The following is a 17,189-nucleotide window of genomic DNA, read 5'->3' as shown; positions in this document are numbered from 1 at the left end:
TATTTATTAAATATTTTAAATTTTACTTTTAATAGATAGATTAATTAAGTTAAAATTTGTAAATTAGATAAGTAAAAAAAAATTATAAAGTATGACGAGTTCAGTTATTGAAAACATTAGAAGAAATGTTAACCATTGGTACCTACCTGTTTTAGTAGGGGTGTTTTTTATCGTAGCAGGAGTATACATTTTTATGACTCCAGTGGCTTCCTATTTATCTTTAGCTATTTTATTTAGCGTTCTTTTCCTTTGTTCAGGATTTTTAGAGATCTTTTTTGCACTAGCCAACAGTAAGCAATTACGCGGATGGGGTTGGATGCTAGGAGCAGGTATTGTGGATTTTGTAATAGGATGTTACCTAATTAGTTCGCCACCGTTGGCAGCGGAGGTTTTACCTCTATTTGTAGGAATTGTTTTAATGTTTAGATCATTCCGTGGTTTAGGAATTGCTTTTGATATGAAAGCAATGCATACAAAAGGATATGGAAGCTTAATAGTCTTAGCTATTTTGGGATTAATTTTTGCATTCTTTATGATTTCGAATCTACAATTTGGTGCTTTTACAGTAGTGTACTGGACTAGTTTAACTTTTATTTTCTTAGGAATTTTAAGTATGTATTTTGGTTTTGCATTACGTACTCTAAAGAGAAAAGGTGGACAAATCAGCCAAGAACTAGTAGATAAATACCAAGCAATTCAAGAACAGATTAAAAAAGAGGTAGAATAATAGTATTTTAAAGATTAATTTTATCTTAAATCTATACTAGGAAGTAAAAAAAATAGTATTTTTCAGTTTTAAATTAAAAGACTATGAGAAAATTATTGGGAATTACCTTATTTGTAGCTGCTGCAGCTATATTTGGTTCATGTGAAAAAAAGTATGAATATATTGGTGAAGAAACTAGAGTTGGGCTTATCTATTTGGATAGCTTTACAAAAGAATCTAATTTAGTGGTAAGTACAAAAGGTTATAGACACCCTTGGAGAATTGGCGAAGGAGTATCTATTTTTGTTTACTTCTTAGAAGATACTTATGGTAATGGAAAACCAATTTGGACGCCATTACCTGCTAAATATTTTATTGATGTTCAGCAAGGAAATACCACTTCAATAGCAGAAATAGAATATAGTAATGCTCATTCCTTAGAAGAAGTATTTCTAACGGCAAGAAGTTTTCAAGGATTAGACTTATTTAAAAAGGTAGGAAGTGGAAATGATGCTATAAGCTATACAGATAATTTAACTTTTAAAGTAGTTTATCTTTCAGGACCAAATCCAGTGCCGTTTTCTGTAGCAAGTGAAACAAAAGAAGATGGGACTGTTCCTTATGAGGTTTTAGAAAAACAGTATAACCTGCAAAATGCAAAAGTAGCTAGAATGAATCCTAGTAAGTAATAGTAAAACCAGTAGAAATACTGGTTTTTTTTATGCTATAGTTTAGCAAAAGTAAAAAAAGTACTCTCTATAACTTTAGTCTTACTACTAAAAATATAGGGGGTACTTTTTTTTTAGGCCTGTTTTTTGCTTAAAAACACTCAAAAAAGCATTATTTAATTTTTTTTACAAAAAATACAGGGGGGTGTGTTGGTTTTTTTTAGTTTTTTGCTACATTTGCATCATCAAAAAGAGGGGTACCTTTCAAAAAACTAAAATTATGTCAACATTTCGTTTTCGAGCAATTGAAAAAGCAGCTTCTAGAGAAGTTGTAAAAGTAGAGGAACTGGGTAGAAAATCATTAATTTTTGGAGACCATGTTTTTAATGATAAGGCAATGCGTCAATTTTTAACACCAGAGGCTTATCAATCGGTAAAAAATGCTCAATTAGGTATTAAAATCGATAGAAGGCTTGCAGATTACATCGCCTTAGGTATGAAAGAATGGGCAATGAGTAAAGGTGTAACACATTATACGCATTGGTTTCAGCCTTTAACGGGGATAACTGCTGAAAAGCATGATGCCTTTTTCGAAACCCAATTTGATGGGGATCCAGTGGAGAAATTCAATGGTAGTCAATTAGTACAACAAGAGCCAGATGCTTCAAGTTTCCCAAGTGGAGGAATTAGAAACACATTTGAGGCAAGAGGATATACAGCTTGGGATCCAACCTCTCCAGCTTTTATTTTCGGAAGTACTCTTTGTATACCAACTGTATTTATTTCTTATACAGGAGAAGCATTAGATAACAAAACCCCACTTCTTAAAGCTATTACTGCTGTGGATGAAGCAGCAACAGAGGTAGCTAAGTATTTTGATAAAAACGTAAAGAAAATTACTACTACTTTAGGGTGGGAGCAAGAATATTTCTTAGTAGATACTGCATTAGCTTCTTCAAGACCTGATATTCTAATAACAGGAAGAACGCTTTTAGGACATACTGCAGCTAAAGGACAACAGTTAGATGATCACTATTTTGGATCTATTCCTACTAGAGTTTTGAATTATATGCATGATTTGGAGAATCATTGTATTTTATTGGGAATCCCTGTAAAAACAAGACATAATGAGGCTGCTCCTAATCAGTTTGAATTAGCTCCAATATTTGAGGAGACTAACTTAGCAGTGGACCATAACTCTTTACTTATGGATGTAATGAAAAAAGTTGCTGAAAAGCACTCTTTCAAAGTATTATTCCACGAAAAACCATTCAAAGGTGTTAACGGTTCAGGTAAACATAATAACTGGTCACTAGCTACAGATACAGGAGTTAATTTATTAAGTCCTAGTAAAACACCTAAGAGCAATTTACAATTCTTAACCTTTTTTATCAATACCATCAAAGCGGTAAATGATAATGAAGAGTTATTACGCTCGTATATTGCCTCTGCTAGTAATGATCACCGTTTAGGTGCTAATGAAGCTCCACCGGCTATTATGTCTGTATTTATCGGAAGACAATTAACAAAAGTGTTAATGGAATTAAAGGATGTTACAGATGGAAAATTATCACCGGAGGAAAAAACAGATTTAAAATTAAATGTAGTTGGGAAAATTCCTGATTTACTTTTAGATAATACGGATCGTAACCGTACTTCTCCTTTTGCTTTCACTGGTAATAAGTTCGAGTTTAGAGCTGTTGGTTCTACTCAAAACTGTGCTGGTCCTATGACAGCCTTAAATACTATTGTGGCTAAACAACTTAGAGACTTTAAAGTGGAAGTAGATACTTTAGTTGAAAAAGAAGGACTTAAAAAGGATGAGGCTATTTTCAATGTATTAAGAGAATATATTAAAGATAGTGAAAGAATCCTTTTTGAGGGAGACGGATACAGTCAAGAATGGGAAGAGGAAGCTGCAAAACGTGGGTTAAGTAATAATAAAGCTACTCCAGAGGCTCTACAAGTTAGAATTGCTCCAGCGTCTTTAGATGTGTTTGAAAAAATGGGTGTAATGAGTAAGATCGAAATGGAATCTCGTTACGAAATTGAATTAGAAGAATACATTAAAAAGATTCAAATTGAAGCTAGAGTACTAGGGGATATGGCTAGAAATCACGTTATTCCAACAGCCATTAAATACCAAAACATTGTCATTGAGAATGTGAAAGGTTTAAAAGAAATATTCCAAGGAGATGATTTTAATGATATTGCAGAAGAACAAGTGCAAATTATCAAAAAGATTTCTGAGCATATTTCTCAGATAAATAATAAGGTTACTGAAATGATTAACCAAAGAAAGAAATCGAACTTAATTTCAAATAAATACGATCAAGCTTACAGCTATTGTTATGAAGTTAAGCCTTATTTCGATGTAATTCGCTACCACAGTGACAAATTAGAGTTGCTAGTAGATAACGAGATTTGGACATTAACCAAATACCGTGAATTATTATTTATCAATTAGTTCAAGGATATACACTATCACTATAACAACACACACTTACTTTAAAAAGGTTTCGTCTTTAACAGACGAAACCTTTTTTGCTTTTAGGCTATTGTCTAGCCAAGATGTATTATAGTAGGAAAAAGTTGTTGTACAATTGCTTTGACTCTCTAAGGGGAAGTACCAAAGTATGTACAGCAAACATTTTTACTGCTTTAGGGTTTTATTACAATAGTCTAAACAAAGCACTTTAGCATCTTTAAAAAGCTTTTACCACAATAGTAGTATAGAAGGTTACTTTGGTATTATCTAAAAAAAAAGTGCTAGGACTACTCTTTTATCAAGAGGTCCTAGCACCTAAACCAAACAAATTACTAAAAAAAATATTACTATGCTTTCTTCTTTCTATAGGCTAAATAGAATAAGATAGGTAGAACAGTAAAGGACAGTATCATACAAATGATTAATCCACCTACAATCATAATAGCCAAAGGCTTTTGAATTTCAGAGCCCATACCTGTTGATAGTGCAGCAGGAAGAAGTCCCATAGACCCCATTAAGGCAATCATAATTACTGGTCGTATTCTACTTTTTACCCCTTCTTTAATTGCCTGGGTTAATTCCATTGCGTGTTTTCTATTGTCTTGGATTTGACCAATTAAGACAATTCCATCAATGGTTGCTACTCCAAAGAGTATGATAAAACCAATTCCAGCCGAGATGCCAAATATCGTGCCTGTTACCCAAAGGGAGATAAATCCACCAATAAAAGCAAAGGCTAGAGTGATAGCAGAAATCAAGGTGTCTTTTACATTTCCAAAGTTAAAGTACAGCAGTAATAGGATAAGAACTAAAGAAACAGGTACCACTAAGGTGAGTTGCTTAGCAGCGCGTTCTTTACTCTCGAATTCTCCTGCCCACTGTACTTTATGATTTTTTGGAATAAATACATTTTGAGCAACTTTTTCCTTGGCTTCTTTTATAGTACTTTCTAAATCTCTTCCTTCAATACTAAATCCTACCGCTATATATCTACTGGCATTCTCTCTATAGATGAAAGCAGGTCCACTATGGTAGTCAATAGTAGCAATTTCCTTTAAGGGAACTTGCTTACCATCCAAGGTAGGGATTAGGATCTCACTAATTTTTTCTTGGGAATCTCTGTATTGTTTATCATAGCGAATTACAATGTCAAACATTCTCTCATTCTCATAAAAGGTAGTAGCTGTTTCCCCACCAATAGTCATTGCAATAACTGCCTGAGCATCTGCTGTGGTGACAGCATATTTTGCCATCTTTAATTCATTTAAGGCAATCCTTAGTTCTGGTTGACCGATATTTTTAAATACATTTAAATCGGTAATTCCAGGTACATCTTTAATGCTATTGGCAACTTGGTTGGCATAGTCTTCCAATTCAAATAGATTATCTCCAAATATTTTGACAACCAAAGAACTTTTTACCCCAGCAACATATTCTTCCACATTATCCTGTATAGGTTGACTAAAGCCAAATTTAACTCCAGGATATTTTTCCAGTTTATCTCGCATTTGATCTAACAGCTCTTCTTTAGGAATCTTGTGTTCCCATTGATTCTCTGGTTTTAACTGGGTATGGAACTCAATATTGAAAAAACCTGTTGGATCTGTTCCATCATTTGGACGGCCTGTTTGTGTCAAGACAAATTCTACTTGTTGGAATTCCCTAAGATCTGCTTTCATTTTTTGACTTAGCTCTACCGATTCCGGTAAAGAAACACTACTAGGTAAGGTAGCTCGAATGTAAATGGCTCCTTCGTTTAATTTTGGTAGGAATTCTGCACCATAATAATGGAATTTTACCCCACAGAGCACTAATAGAAGGCTAAAGGCAATTAGAGTTGCTTTTTTTCTCTTGAAACAAAAGTCAAATACCTTATAAATATTACCCCTAAAGAATCTAGATATAAAGTTTTCCCTTTCAGAAATATTCTTTGTCAAAAGTACTTTACACATGGCAGGTACATAGGTCAAACTTAAAATAAGAGAGCCTAGTAAAGCATACCCCAAGGTAAAGGCAAGTGGAGAGAACATTTTTCCTTCTACTTTTTGGAAAGAAAAAATAGGTAAAAGTGCTACAATTAAAATCAGTAAGGCGAAAAAGATATATCCAGCTACGCTTGAGGCGCTTTTTCGAATTGTACCTAACTTACTCATTTTATTAAAGCGTTCCATGCCCACAAGCTTGGCCTTTTTTTCTAAACCGACAAAGACGACTTCTACAATAACTAGGGTACCTTCCAGTAATAGTCCAAAATCCAAAGCTCCCATCGAAATTAAGTTAGCTGGTAATCCTTGGATTCTAAGCATTATAATAGCAAATAAGAATGCTAAGGGGATTACCGAAGCCACTATAAAAGTGGTTCTCCAATTATATAGGAACACAAATACGATAATAGAAACAAGTACAATACCCTCGATAAGGTTTTTGGTTACCGTATGAACTGTATTGTTGACTAAATCTGTACGGTCAATAATAGGCTTAATCTGTACACCTTTTGGTAAGATGCGCTGATTTAAGTCTTCAATTCTTTCTTTTAAATGTGTAATTACCTCACTTGGATTTTCTCCTCTTAGCATGACTACAATTCCTTGGACTACATCCTCTTGGTCTTGGTAGCTTACTTGACCCAATCTTGGTTTTGCGCTAACAATTACTTTAGCTACGTGTTTTACTAATACAGGAGTGGGGCCATTTACTTGGATTAGGATATTTTCAATATCTTCTATATTGTCTAGTAGTCCAACACCGCGAACTACGTAAGCTTGGTCTGCTCTTTGAATGATGTCTCCACCTACATTTATGTTGCTGTTTTCTACTGCCTCAAATACATCTAAAGGGCTAAGATCATAGTTTTGTAGTTCAGTGGGATTAATTTGTATTTCATACATTTTTTGTTCCCCTCCAAAGCTAACTACATCTGCTACTCCAGGCACAGAGAGTAATTCACGCTCAATTACCCAATCCTGTATAGAGGTAACTTCTTTAATAGGTAGATCCGATTCTATAATATATCTAAAGATCTCTCCAGTAGCCCCTGAGGGAGCCTCTATTTCATAATCTGCATCTTTAGGTAAATCTACACCCATCATACGATTATTGGCATATTGTTGGGCGTAAAAATCATCTACATTATCCTCAAATATTACCGATACAACAGAAAGTCCAAAAAGGGAGGTAGAACGCAGTTCGGCTTTTTTTGGAATGGTATTCATTTGTTTGGTAATAGGAAGAGTTATAAACTTTTCCATTTCCTCGGCACTTCTTCCAGGCCATTGTGTGATAATTCTTACCCTAGTATTGGTAACATCAGGGAAAGCCTCAATAGGAGTTTTAATATAGGAGTATATACCTGCAAAGAGTAGAAGTGCGACTCCAAAAAAGATAAATATGGTGTTTTTAAGAGAAAATGCTACTATGTTTTTTACGAATTTCTGCATCGTTTATAGCTTTAAAATGGATTGTTTAATTGCTCATATACCAATAAGGCATTATTGGTTATAATTTGCTCTCCTTGTTCTATACCTGTATTAGTGTAAGTGAATTGGGAATTCCTAGCAATTGGATCAATTCTTCTTACTTCTTGATTACATCTGTCATTGAACACAACTATGTAATTTTGGTTATTGTCAAATACAATAGCGCTATTTGGAATGGCCACCGCCTTTTGTGAAGGGGAATCTAATTCTACAATAATATCTGCAATCATTCCAGGTCGCAATTTAAAGTCTTGATTATCCATGATGATTTGTGCTTTTAAAACGCGCTGTTCACTATCCAATGTTTGGCTAATATTGTCGATTTTTGCTTCAAAGAACTCATTTGGGTATGCAGAGGTATTCACTAGTACTTTTTGCCCTTTTTTTACATGTTGTATATTGGCTGTATAAACATTGGCCATTACCCAGACCTCACTAAGGTCAGCCACTGTAAACAATGGATCCTCGCTACCCGATACACTACTGCCTTTAGTTATAGTATTCTCTACTATATATCCAGAGATAGGAGATTTAATTTCAAAGGCCCCGTGGTTTTTACCACTTGGGTTATGTCTTTGGAGATTTTTTTGTAAAGCTGCAATTTTAGAATCTATAATTTCTAATTCTGCTTGAGCTTCTAAATACTCTGTATTAGAAGCAAGTCCATCTTCAAATAAGCTCTTTGTAGTTTGCAATTGCCTTTGGATGACCTGTTTTTCTGCAGTGGAGCTTTGTAACTCTTGTAGTAAATCGTTTAAGTCAGTACTACTAATAAGAGCTAAGGTTTGATTCTTACTGACAAAGTCACCAAGGGAAAAGTAGGTTTGCTGTATAACTCCTTCAATCAAACTGTGATAAGGTACTGTTTTTTGCTGGTTATACATGATTTGACCAGTTAAAGTAATGCTTTGTACAATGGGAAGCACCTCTACTTTTTGTATTTGTAAATCTTGTTGAATTTCCGGGTCAATACAATAGGTTTTATCTAAAGTATGTGCATTGGTTGGAGTCTTTTGACAGCTTGCCAAAAGGGTAATAAAACATAAACAAGAAAGGGTATATTTCAGCATGATGTAAGAAAATTTCATTTATAATTCAGTTCCTATTGAATATTGTAAAGTTTCAAATTGATCTACAATTTGTTTTTTTGTATCGAGAATTAGTGATTTATTGTCCAAATAAGCCTCTATAAAGTCTAAGTATTGGATTAGACTGACATTTTTGTTTTTAAAATTTTCTTGATACACTACCATTAATCGGTCCAATTCAGGTTCGTAGTCCTTGTCCATTTCAAGGAGTAATTCTAGACTTTTATTGTAGTTCTTATAAGCCTGAACGATATCATTGGCAATAGAATTTTGCACTTGTTGTTTTTGTAGCGTATTCTTTTGTATTTCTAACTTAGCCTCGGCAATATTTCCTTTATTTCTATCAAATACAGGTAGGTCAAAAGAAACTCCAAAACCCACAAAGTTTCTCATTATATTTCCCCCTCTGTCATAATCTACCCCTAAGGTAATATCGGGAGTGTTCTGTGCTTTGAAAATCTCTAATTGCTTTAAAGACTGTAGTTCTTGGTTTTTCTGTATTTGGACATCAGCCCTGTTTTCTTGTGCTTTAATTATCCAGTCTTCTAAAAATAGTTCAGAGACCTGGAAAGTGGGTAGCTCTAATGCATCACTGATATATAAATGAATGTCCTGACCGATGTTTAAAAAGTTTTTTAACTCTTTTAAAGATTCCTGTTCATCACTACAAAGCTCTGTGTATTGTTTTTGAAATTGAAGTTGGGCGGCTTGTAAGCGGATATAATCCACCTGGCTTATATTACCTAAATCAAGTTGCTTTTTGAAGCCTTGTAATAAGGTTTTAGTATATTGAATCTGCTCCTTGTAAAGCTTAATTTGCTCTTGAGTACTTTGAAGCTCGGTTAAAAGTGTTCTAAGGTCCAGTTTACTTTGGGCCAATATGGCACTAAACTCTTGTTCTTTTTGCTCTACAGTTAAACGTTGGAGTTCAATGTTTTTTCTGCGTTTTCCCGCAGTTTGAATTTGCTGTTCTAAGTGCATGGAAATTTGCTGGGCTTGACCCCAATTTCCCCAAATTATAGGTTGGGTTTCAATATCTGTAGTTTTCCACAAATTCACCTCAGAAATTTCAAAGGTTGGATTTGGCCAAAGTTTACTCTGAATAACTTGGGCCTGAGCTTGCGAAATTTCAAGCCTTTGAGCAAGTAAGTCAATATTTTGCTCCATAAACATGGCCTCTATCTGTTGTTTAGATAGGTATTTTGGAGTACTCTCAGCAAAAGTGGTTAAGCAAAATAGCCCACATCCTAAAAACAATAATTGTCTAAGCATAAAACATATTTCTTTTGTTTTACAAACCTACGTTCTTAAGGTTATAACCAGCTTCGAAGTGGATTAACTTTACATTAAAGCTACATTAGAGTTAGATTAGAAACTTAGAGATAAACAGATTTGTTAGTTATTTATACTTTTTAGTGCTAATTAAAATAAGCTACTGTTAATTTACAATTATTAATTGTTATAATGTTCGTATGATATAAGATATTTTTTTTAGTTGACTTGCCTTAAAGGAGAATTCGGTAGGGTAGTGGTAAAAAAAAACGCCTCATTACTAAGTAATGAGGCGTTTTGTAAGATGTAAATCTTATTTAGTTTTTCTTAAAGCGTAGAACAACCATATCATCTGCATTAGATAATACTAATTCACCGTCTACTTCTTTATATTGAGTAACTGCATTTAAATTGCTAGTAAATAAGTTTTCTTCAACACCATCACAGAATCTTCTAGTCATAGCTACTTTATCAAAGCTAAGTTGTCCGTTATCTGCTTTGAACTCTCCATTGAAAACATTACATCCAGTGTTTCCATTGATGTTAGTAGTGTCAAAGTTTAATGTTGGAAGACCCATAGGGAATCTATCCTCAATTGTTTTCATACTTCTATCTAAAGGTTGGATAAAAGATAAAACCCATTGTGTTCCTTCTAAATTAATAATTTTCTCCGTTGGAGCTTGTTTTTCATGTTCGTGTTTAAAACTCATAAGTAAAACATCTCCTGAGAAAAATTGTAATTTATGATCTTGTACTTTAAAACTTGTAATTTCACTTAAAGCTTTTTTAAATGCAAAATCACTCACACCTTGACAAGCCATCATTGTAGATCCTAAATGCTCTCCAATAGATAGTCCGCTTACTCCACTTACTTGGTAAGCTCCGAAGATATTATTACAACCATCGTTACCATTTAAAGTGTTTTTTTCTGTGTCAAAATTTAAAGAAGGAGTTTTTCCAGGAAACAAATCTTTTAATGATTTACCTTCTGTAAAAGAATCACTCATAGATTCTAAAACCCATTTTCCTTGTAGTTCATTGTGAATAGCTAAGTCTTGAGTTTGATTTTCCATAGTGTTAGTAGATGCTGTTTTACAACTAATTACCGATAAAGATAAAAAAGCTGCAAGAAGGATTAAATTTCTTTTCATTTCTTGAATTTTTTATGTTAAGCCAAATATACAGAAAACAAGTGGCATCAATATGTTAATGTTTCCTCAAAAAAGTAGAATTAGGTGCTTATTTTTCCTAAATATATAAGTAATACATTGGTTAGCAATAGATAAGCTTCTGCGTAAATAAGTGCTAGAAATATAGATCTATAATCCTAAATCCTTGTAGATATGCAGAGATAATTGATTAATTTTTACAAAGTGATCATTTTTGTCATTTTCGTATACGTAGTAAAATTAATAAAATATGTTAAATTATGTTATTTATTAGAATTAAATGTATTTTTTATTGGAAAACGCATATATTTGTAGTAATCTAATTGTTTTTCATAAATTCTTTGTAAACACTGAAATACAAAATATTGCTACTTAGTTGAAGTAGCAAGTGAGTTTTGGCACAGAAATACCATTAGACTACAACCTATTATGACTTAAAAACTAATTAGAATGTTAGACACTTCAACAATATTGCAAAAGATCAAAAAGATGGTGGGGGTTAAAACAGATTTAGAACTTTCTAAATTGCTAAATGTTAAGCCTAATACTATTTCATCTTGGAAAAAAAGAAATAGTCTTCAATATGAAACCATTATTGAGTTGTGTGAGAAGTATGATGTTGATTTAAATCAATTATTTAAGGACTCACCTATTAGTAGTTCTACTACTGATCAAAATAAAGGAAAAGTCAAGATGATTGGGGTAGACCAGCATTTGGAGTACTTTATACATCCTGAGGCTGTTTTGCAAGATGCAGCTAGTTATGTGTTTCCAACTACAGAGCAAGTAGATGTAGCTTTTCAAGTTGCCTCCGAGAGTATGTACCCAACTATTAGAACTTCTTGTTATGTTTTGGTAAAGCAGGTGGATTTAGATCAAATTCAACCCCATAAGATTTATTTATATGTGGCTGATGGAAAAGGTATTTTTCTTAGTAGATTCACAAGGCTAACAGAGCACAATGTTTTATTATTTACCAATGACAATGAAAATATGGGTATTAATAAAGTGGATGCTCAAAATATACGCGAAATATACGAAGTCAAAGCCTTATTTTGTCCTAGCTTAAAACATATTGGAGATTTATAAGTTTTAAAGTCCCGAGTTAATCCTTTTTTGTTTTGTATTTTTGTTCTTTATTTTAATATACCTTTTCAATATGCAATGGATTAAACAAAAGTGCTGGGCAAATGTATTAGATAGTCAAAGAGAGCAGCCTTATTTCAAGGATTTACAGAGTTTTGTCAAAGAGCAATATTCCGAGAAATGCGTCTATCCTAAAGAAGAAAATATTTATAATGCATTAGAACTTACTCCTTTTGATAAAGTTAAAGTAGTTATTCTTGGGCAGGATCCTTACCATGGAGAGTTTCAAGCTAATGGACTTAGTTTTTCGGTAAATAAAGGAGTGAAGATTCCACCTAGTTTAGTGAATATTTATAAGGAATTGGAAAGTGACTTAGGTATTAGAAATGTTTTAAATGGGGATCTGAGTTCTTGGGCCTCTCAAGGTGTTTTGTTGTTAAATGCAACACTGACTGTAGAGCAGAAAAAACCAGGATCACACCAAAATAAAGGGTGGGAGATTTTAACCGATTATATAATAGAACAATTATCCTTACAAAAACAAGGTATAGTGTTTGTTCTTTGGGGAAGTTATGCTCAGAAAAAGGGTAGGAATATTGATACAAAGAAACACTTGGTGATCCAAAGTGCACATCCTTCTCCTTTATCGGTATATAGAGGTTTTTATGGTAGTAAGCCTTTTTCTAAAATTAACACCTATTTACAAGAAAATGCACAAACACCTATAGATTGGAGTATACCTTCTAGGTAAATTGTAAAAAATAAACCGCATGAAATACTACATTATGTTTGGTTTGAGATATAAATAAAAAAGAATGCCTGAAATAATTTTCAGGCATTCTTTTTTTATAGAATGGTAGTAAAATCTACTACATTTTTCTTCTTTTCATTTCTTTAGTGATCAAGTCTAACTCTCTGTTGGTTTGACCCTCTACAGATGTGTTCTCTTGAGCTCTACGAATTAAGTAAGGAATAACATCTCTTACAGGACCAAAAGGAAGGTATTTTGCAACGTTGTAATTTAACTTAGCTAAGTTAAAACTAATATTGTCACTCATTCCGTATAATTGTCCGAAGAACAATCTTTTATCTTGGTGAGAAATGTTCTTTTCTTGCATTAAATCCATAATTAAATAAGAACTATCTTCATTATGTGTTCCTGCAAATAAAGCCATTGTATCAATATTGTCAATCATAAAACGGATACCCGAGTCATAGTTAACATCTGTTGCTGGTTTGTCTACACAAATAGGAGATTTGTATCCTTTTTCAGCAGCTCTTTCTCTTTCGATTTCCATGTATGCTCCACGAACAACTTTCATTCCAATATGGAATCCTTCTTCTTTAGCAATTTTGTGAAGATCTTTTAACCATTGTAAACGATCCCAACGGTACATTTGAGCTGTGTTATAGATGATTGCTTTTTCTTTGTTATACTTACGCATCATGTCTAAACATACATCATCAGCAGCATCTTGCATCCAGCTGTGTTCAGCATCGATTAATAAAAGTACATCATTATCATGTGCATACTTACATGCCATGTTGAAACGGTATAAAATACGTTCCCATTCTGCCTGCTCAGTAGCAGTAAACTCTTTGCCTTCTCCTTTTTTCACAAACATGTCAAAACGACCAAACCCAGTAGGTTTGAAAACTGCAAAAGGAATAGCCTCTGGGCGTTCTTTAGCAAATTTAATTGTTTTCAAAGTCATGTTTAAAGCTGCATCAAATTGCTCTTCTGTTTCTTTTCCTTCTACAGAATAATCTAAAACAGATGCAACCTTTCCTTTAGAATACATTGTATCTACTACAGATAAACAATCCTCTTCGCTTACTCCTCCACAAAAGTGGTCAAAAACAGTTGCGCGAATTAAACCTGTAACAGGTAAATGAGTTTTAATAGCAAAATTAGCTAAAGAAGATCCAATCTTTACTAAAGCTGGTTTGCTAATCATTTTGAAAAGAAAGTGAGCTCTTCTTAATTCCTTATTGTTCTTTAAGGCGAAAGCTACCTCGGTGTTGTTAAATAATTTCTCCATTATTATAAGTAAAATCAGGATGCAAATATAATTACTCTTTTTATAATATCTTAAAAGATTTATAGATAATATTAAATTTTGTCTGTAATGCCTAGGTTGGCCTTAAATAAAGGAACAAAGTATTGTATAGTCCTTAGTAATCTCGTTTAAAAAGTAAAAAGACTGCATAAACGTTTTTTATTAAAAGAAGATTTAGCTTTTTTTTTGGTGAAAATTATATTATTTTAAGGAATTAGATGTTATTTGTGAAAAAAATATACTCGGACATCTACTTAGTAGGGCTTAATAAGCTACAAATGGCTAGTGAAATTAATAAAATAAGAGTGTATTTTTAAATTATTATAGCTTACTTTGTTATTGTAAACAATCAAAAAAAGAAATGGACATCATAAAAGCAGACAATTATGATATTGCTATTGGAATAGAGGCGTACTCATTTTTAGGAGAGCATATCAATAAGAAGAATTACACCAAGTTATTTATTTTATGTGATAGCAATTCCAATGAATATTGTATGGGGCATTTTTTAGCCCATCTTCCTGTAGAAGTTGAATTTGAGATAATAGAAATTGAACCTGGAGAAGAAAATAAAATCTTGGAAACTGCCCAAGGAGTTATTCAAAGTATGTTAGAGTTAGGAGGGGATAGAAATAGCGCTATGATAACCTTAGGTGGAGGAGTAATTACCGACATAGGTGGGTTTATTGCCTCTATTTATATGAGAGGAATAGATTGTTATAATATACCAACTACATTATTATCTATGGTTGATGCTTCTGTTGGAGGTAAAACAGGGGTAGATTGTGATGGAGTTAAAAACTGTATTGGTACATTTTCTAATCCTAAAATGGTAGTAGTGGATGTTACTTATCTAGAAACTTTACCAGGTGTAGAAATTCGAAGTGGTTATGCCGAAATGCTAAAGCATGGTTTAATATTAGATCCGCAGTACTATGATTTCTTAAAAGATAGTGGTAATATTGATTTGTCTCTTTTAGAGCCTTTAGTATGTAGATCTATTGAAATTAAAACAAAAGTGGTATTAGAGGACCCAAAGGAGAAGAATCTTAGAAAAGTGTTGAACTATGGTCATACTGTAGGTCATGCAATAGAGAGCTATTTTCTATCCAATGAGCATAAGCAAACTCTGTTACATGGAGAAGCCATTGCTATAGGTATGATAATAGAGGCTTACTTATCTAAAGAGTTATTAGAATTGCCAGAGGAAGATTATTTAGACATAAAGCATTATTTAGAGAAGATTTTTGGCAAAGTAGAAATCACTCAAGAGGATGTCGGTAATATTTTAGAATGGCTTAAATTCGATAAGAAAAATTCTCACGGTAAAATTAGATGCGTTTTATTAGCACAAATAGGTGAGCCAGTCTTTGATGTTGAGGTGGAAAAAGACCTGATTGTCAAAGGCTTTGAAGCCTATAGGGAAGAAATAGGAAAATAATGATCATTTTCTTTTTTCATTTGTTTATTTTATTACATTTGCCACGTGAAAAAGGACGTTTTATATATTCAATTTTGCCCTTACGTATGTGAGGCATTAGAGCCTTTTGCAAAGATGCAGAAAGCTAATTTTGTATATACTATTATTAAATATTTTAAGCAAGCCTTGAACTCCTTTCGCTTTCAACATAGGCTTTCTATAATGTTTGCTAATATTAGAGTTTGAAAAATGGTTTTTTATAGCCTTTTATAACTTATATTTATTAACTATTTTTAAAATTGATATTTCAGATGAACACTAAATATGTCGATTTAATAAATCAAACTTTTTATTTCCCACAAGAAGAATTCAAATTAAACAAAGATCATTTAACTTTTCATAATATAGACCTAATGGGGTTAGTTGAAAAGTATGGAAGTCCTTTGAAGTTTACTTATTTACCTAAGATTTCGGATAATATTGGCAAAGCTAAAGATATGTTCCGCAAAGCGATGGAGAAAAATAAGTATAAGGCTAAGTATTACTACTGTTATTGTACTAAAAGTTCTCATTTTTCTTATGTATTAGATGAGGCTTTTAAAAACGATATACACGTAGAGACTTCTTCTGCTTTTGATATAAACATTGTAGAAAAATTACTGGAGACTGGTAAAATTAACCAGGATACTTATGTAATTTGTAATGGATTTAAGCGTGCAGCTTATATAGATAATATAGCTCGTTTAATCAACGAGAAACACGAAAAAACAGTGCCTATTATTGATAATTACGAGGAGTTAGATTTACTTCAAGAACAAATCGATAAGAAATTTAAAATAGGAATTAGAATTGCTTCGGAAGAGGAACCTAAGTTTGAGTTTTATACTTCAAGATTGGGTATTGGTTATAAAAACATTGTTCCTTTTTATAAAAAGCAGATTGCTGATAATCCAAAAGTAGAACTTAAAATGTTACACTTTTTTATCAACACTGGAATTCGCGATACTTCCTATTACTGGAATGAGCTTTTAAAGTGTTTAAAAGTGTATATAGCTTTGAAAAAAGAATGTCCTACTTTGGATAGCTTAAACATTGGAGGTGGTTTTCCAATTAAAAACTCACTTGCCTTTGAGTTTGATTACCAATACATGATTGATGAGATTATTAATCAAATCAAAATTGCTTGTGATGATGCTGGAGTAGCAGTTCCAAATATTTTTACAGAATTTGGTTCATATACTGTTGGAGAAAGTGGAGGAGCTATTTATGAGATCCTTTATCAAAAACAACAAAACGATAGAGAAAAGTGGAATATGATTGATTCTTCTTTTATTACAACTCTACCAGATTCATGGGCGATAAACAAGAAATTTATCATGTTGCCAATTAATCGTTGGAATGATACTTATGAAAGAATCTTGCTTGGTGGTTTAACCTGTGATAGTGATGATTACTATAACTCAGAACAAAACTTAAACGCAATTTATCTTCCTAAGTATAATAAAGAAAAGCCATTGTATATCGGATTTTTCAATACAGGAGCTTATCAAGATACCATTGGTGGGTTCGGAGGGATACACCATTGTTTAATTCCACAACCTAAACACATTTTAATTGATAAAGATGAAAATGGGTTTATAGCAACAGAACTTTTCTCTGAACAACAAACAGCAGAGGATGTGCTTGATATTTTAGGTTATAACAAAAAGTAGTATTTTAAATAAACAAGAAGAAAAAAGGATCGCAAGATCATTTA

At 32.8% G+C, this 17,189-nt stretch carries 12 protein-coding genes; 7 read left to right on the top strand and 5 right to left on the bottom strand.

Going from position 1 to position 17,189, the window contains the following annotated elements; all coding sequences use genetic code 11:
• The first annotated feature begins 91 nt into the window (after positions 1–91).
• From ACYSNM_RS04410 to ACYSNM_RS04400, 3 genes are all read left to right on the top strand, one after another.
• The gene (locus tag ACYSNM_RS04410; RefSeq protein ID WP_461753856.1) at positions 92–727 is read left to right on the top strand and encodes an HdeD family acid-resistance protein; all 636 of its coding nucleotides are present in this window, start codon (positions 92–94) and stop codon (positions 725–727) included.
• A gap of 83 nt (positions 728–810) precedes the next feature.
• The gene (locus ACYSNM_RS04405; RefSeq protein ID WP_461755790.1) at positions 811–1,395 is read left to right on the top strand and encodes a hypothetical protein; all 585 of its coding nucleotides are present in this window, start codon (positions 811–813) and stop codon (positions 1,393–1,395) included.
• A gap of 259 nt (positions 1,396–1,654) precedes the next feature.
• A complete protein-coding gene (locus ACYSNM_RS04400) occupies positions 1,655–3,841 on the top strand; it encodes a glutamine synthetase III family protein (protein ID WP_461755789.1) in 2,187 nt (728 codons plus the stop codon).
• Between the two features lie 368 nt (positions 3,842–4,209).
• Here the strand turns inward: ACYSNM_RS04400 and ACYSNM_RS04395 are convergent, their stop codons facing one another.
• The 4 genes from ACYSNM_RS04395 to ACYSNM_RS04380 all read right to left on the bottom strand — a co-directional run bounded on the left by ACYSNM_RS04395 (position 4,210) and on the right by ACYSNM_RS04380 (position 10,849).
• Positions 4,210–7,299, bottom strand: a complete 3,090-nt coding sequence (locus ACYSNM_RS04395) for an efflux RND transporter permease subunit (RefSeq protein WP_461755788.1) — start codon at positions 7,297–7,299, stop codon at positions 4,210–4,212.
• An 11-nt stretch (positions 7,300–7,310) separates the two neighbouring features.
• Positions 7,311–8,408: an efflux RND transporter periplasmic adaptor subunit gene (locus ACYSNM_RS04390; RefSeq protein ID WP_461755787.1), complete on the bottom strand. Its 1,098-nt coding sequence runs from the start codon at positions 8,406–8,408 to the stop codon at positions 7,311–7,313.
• Between the two features lie 18 nt (positions 8,409–8,426).
• Positions 8,427–9,698, bottom strand: coding sequence for a TolC family protein (locus ACYSNM_RS04385; RefSeq protein WP_461755786.1), 1,272 nt, complete (start codon positions 9,696–9,698; stop codon positions 8,427–8,429).
• A 317-nt stretch (positions 9,699–10,015) separates the two neighbouring features.
• Entirely contained in the window at positions 10,016–10,849 is an 834-nt protein-coding gene (locus tag ACYSNM_RS04380; RefSeq protein ID WP_461755785.1) for an META domain-containing protein, read from the bottom strand.
• Positions 10,850–11,317: 468 nt separating this feature from the next.
• On the opposite strand from ACYSNM_RS04380, the gene ACYSNM_RS04375 reads away from it, so the two are divergent.
• Together ACYSNM_RS04375 and ACYSNM_RS04370 are read left to right on the top strand one after the other, a co-directional pair.
• On the top strand, positions 11,318–11,956 hold the full coding sequence (locus tag ACYSNM_RS04375) for a helix-turn-helix domain-containing protein (protein ID WP_461755784.1): 639 nt from the start codon (positions 11,318–11,320) through the stop codon (positions 11,954–11,956).
• A gap of 70 nt (positions 11,957–12,026) precedes the next feature.
• A complete protein-coding gene (locus ACYSNM_RS04370) occupies positions 12,027–12,704 on the top strand; it encodes a uracil-DNA glycosylase (RefSeq protein WP_461755783.1) in 678 nt (225 codons plus the stop codon).
• A 118-nt stretch (positions 12,705–12,822) separates the two neighbouring features.
• Here ACYSNM_RS04370 and ACYSNM_RS04365 read toward each other — a convergent pair whose 3' ends face one another.
• Entirely contained in the window at positions 12,823–13,995 is a 1,173-nt protein-coding gene (locus tag ACYSNM_RS04365) for a proline dehydrogenase family protein (protein ID WP_461755782.1), read from the bottom strand.
• A gap of 379 nt (positions 13,996–14,374) precedes the next feature.
• On the opposite strand from ACYSNM_RS04365, the gene aroB reads away from it, so the two are divergent.
• Together aroB and ACYSNM_RS04355 are read left to right on the top strand one after the other, a co-directional pair.
• Positions 14,375–15,454, top strand: coding sequence for a 3-dehydroquinate synthase (gene aroB / locus ACYSNM_RS04360; protein WP_461755781.1), 1,080 nt, complete (start codon positions 14,375–14,377; stop codon positions 15,452–15,454).
• Between the two features lie 290 nt (positions 15,455–15,744).
• The gene (locus ACYSNM_RS04355) at positions 15,745–17,145 is read left to right on the top strand and encodes a type III PLP-dependent enzyme domain-containing protein (protein ID WP_461755780.1); all 1,401 of its coding nucleotides are present in this window, start codon (positions 15,745–15,747) and stop codon (positions 17,143–17,145) included.
• The last annotated feature ends 44 nt before the right edge of the window (positions 17,146–17,189 follow it).

This window comes from Myroides sp. LJL116 (genome assembly GCF_054871685.1).
The sequence above is the reverse complement of the archived record's forward strand: the minus strand, read 5'-3'. Positions and strand labels throughout refer to the sequence as shown.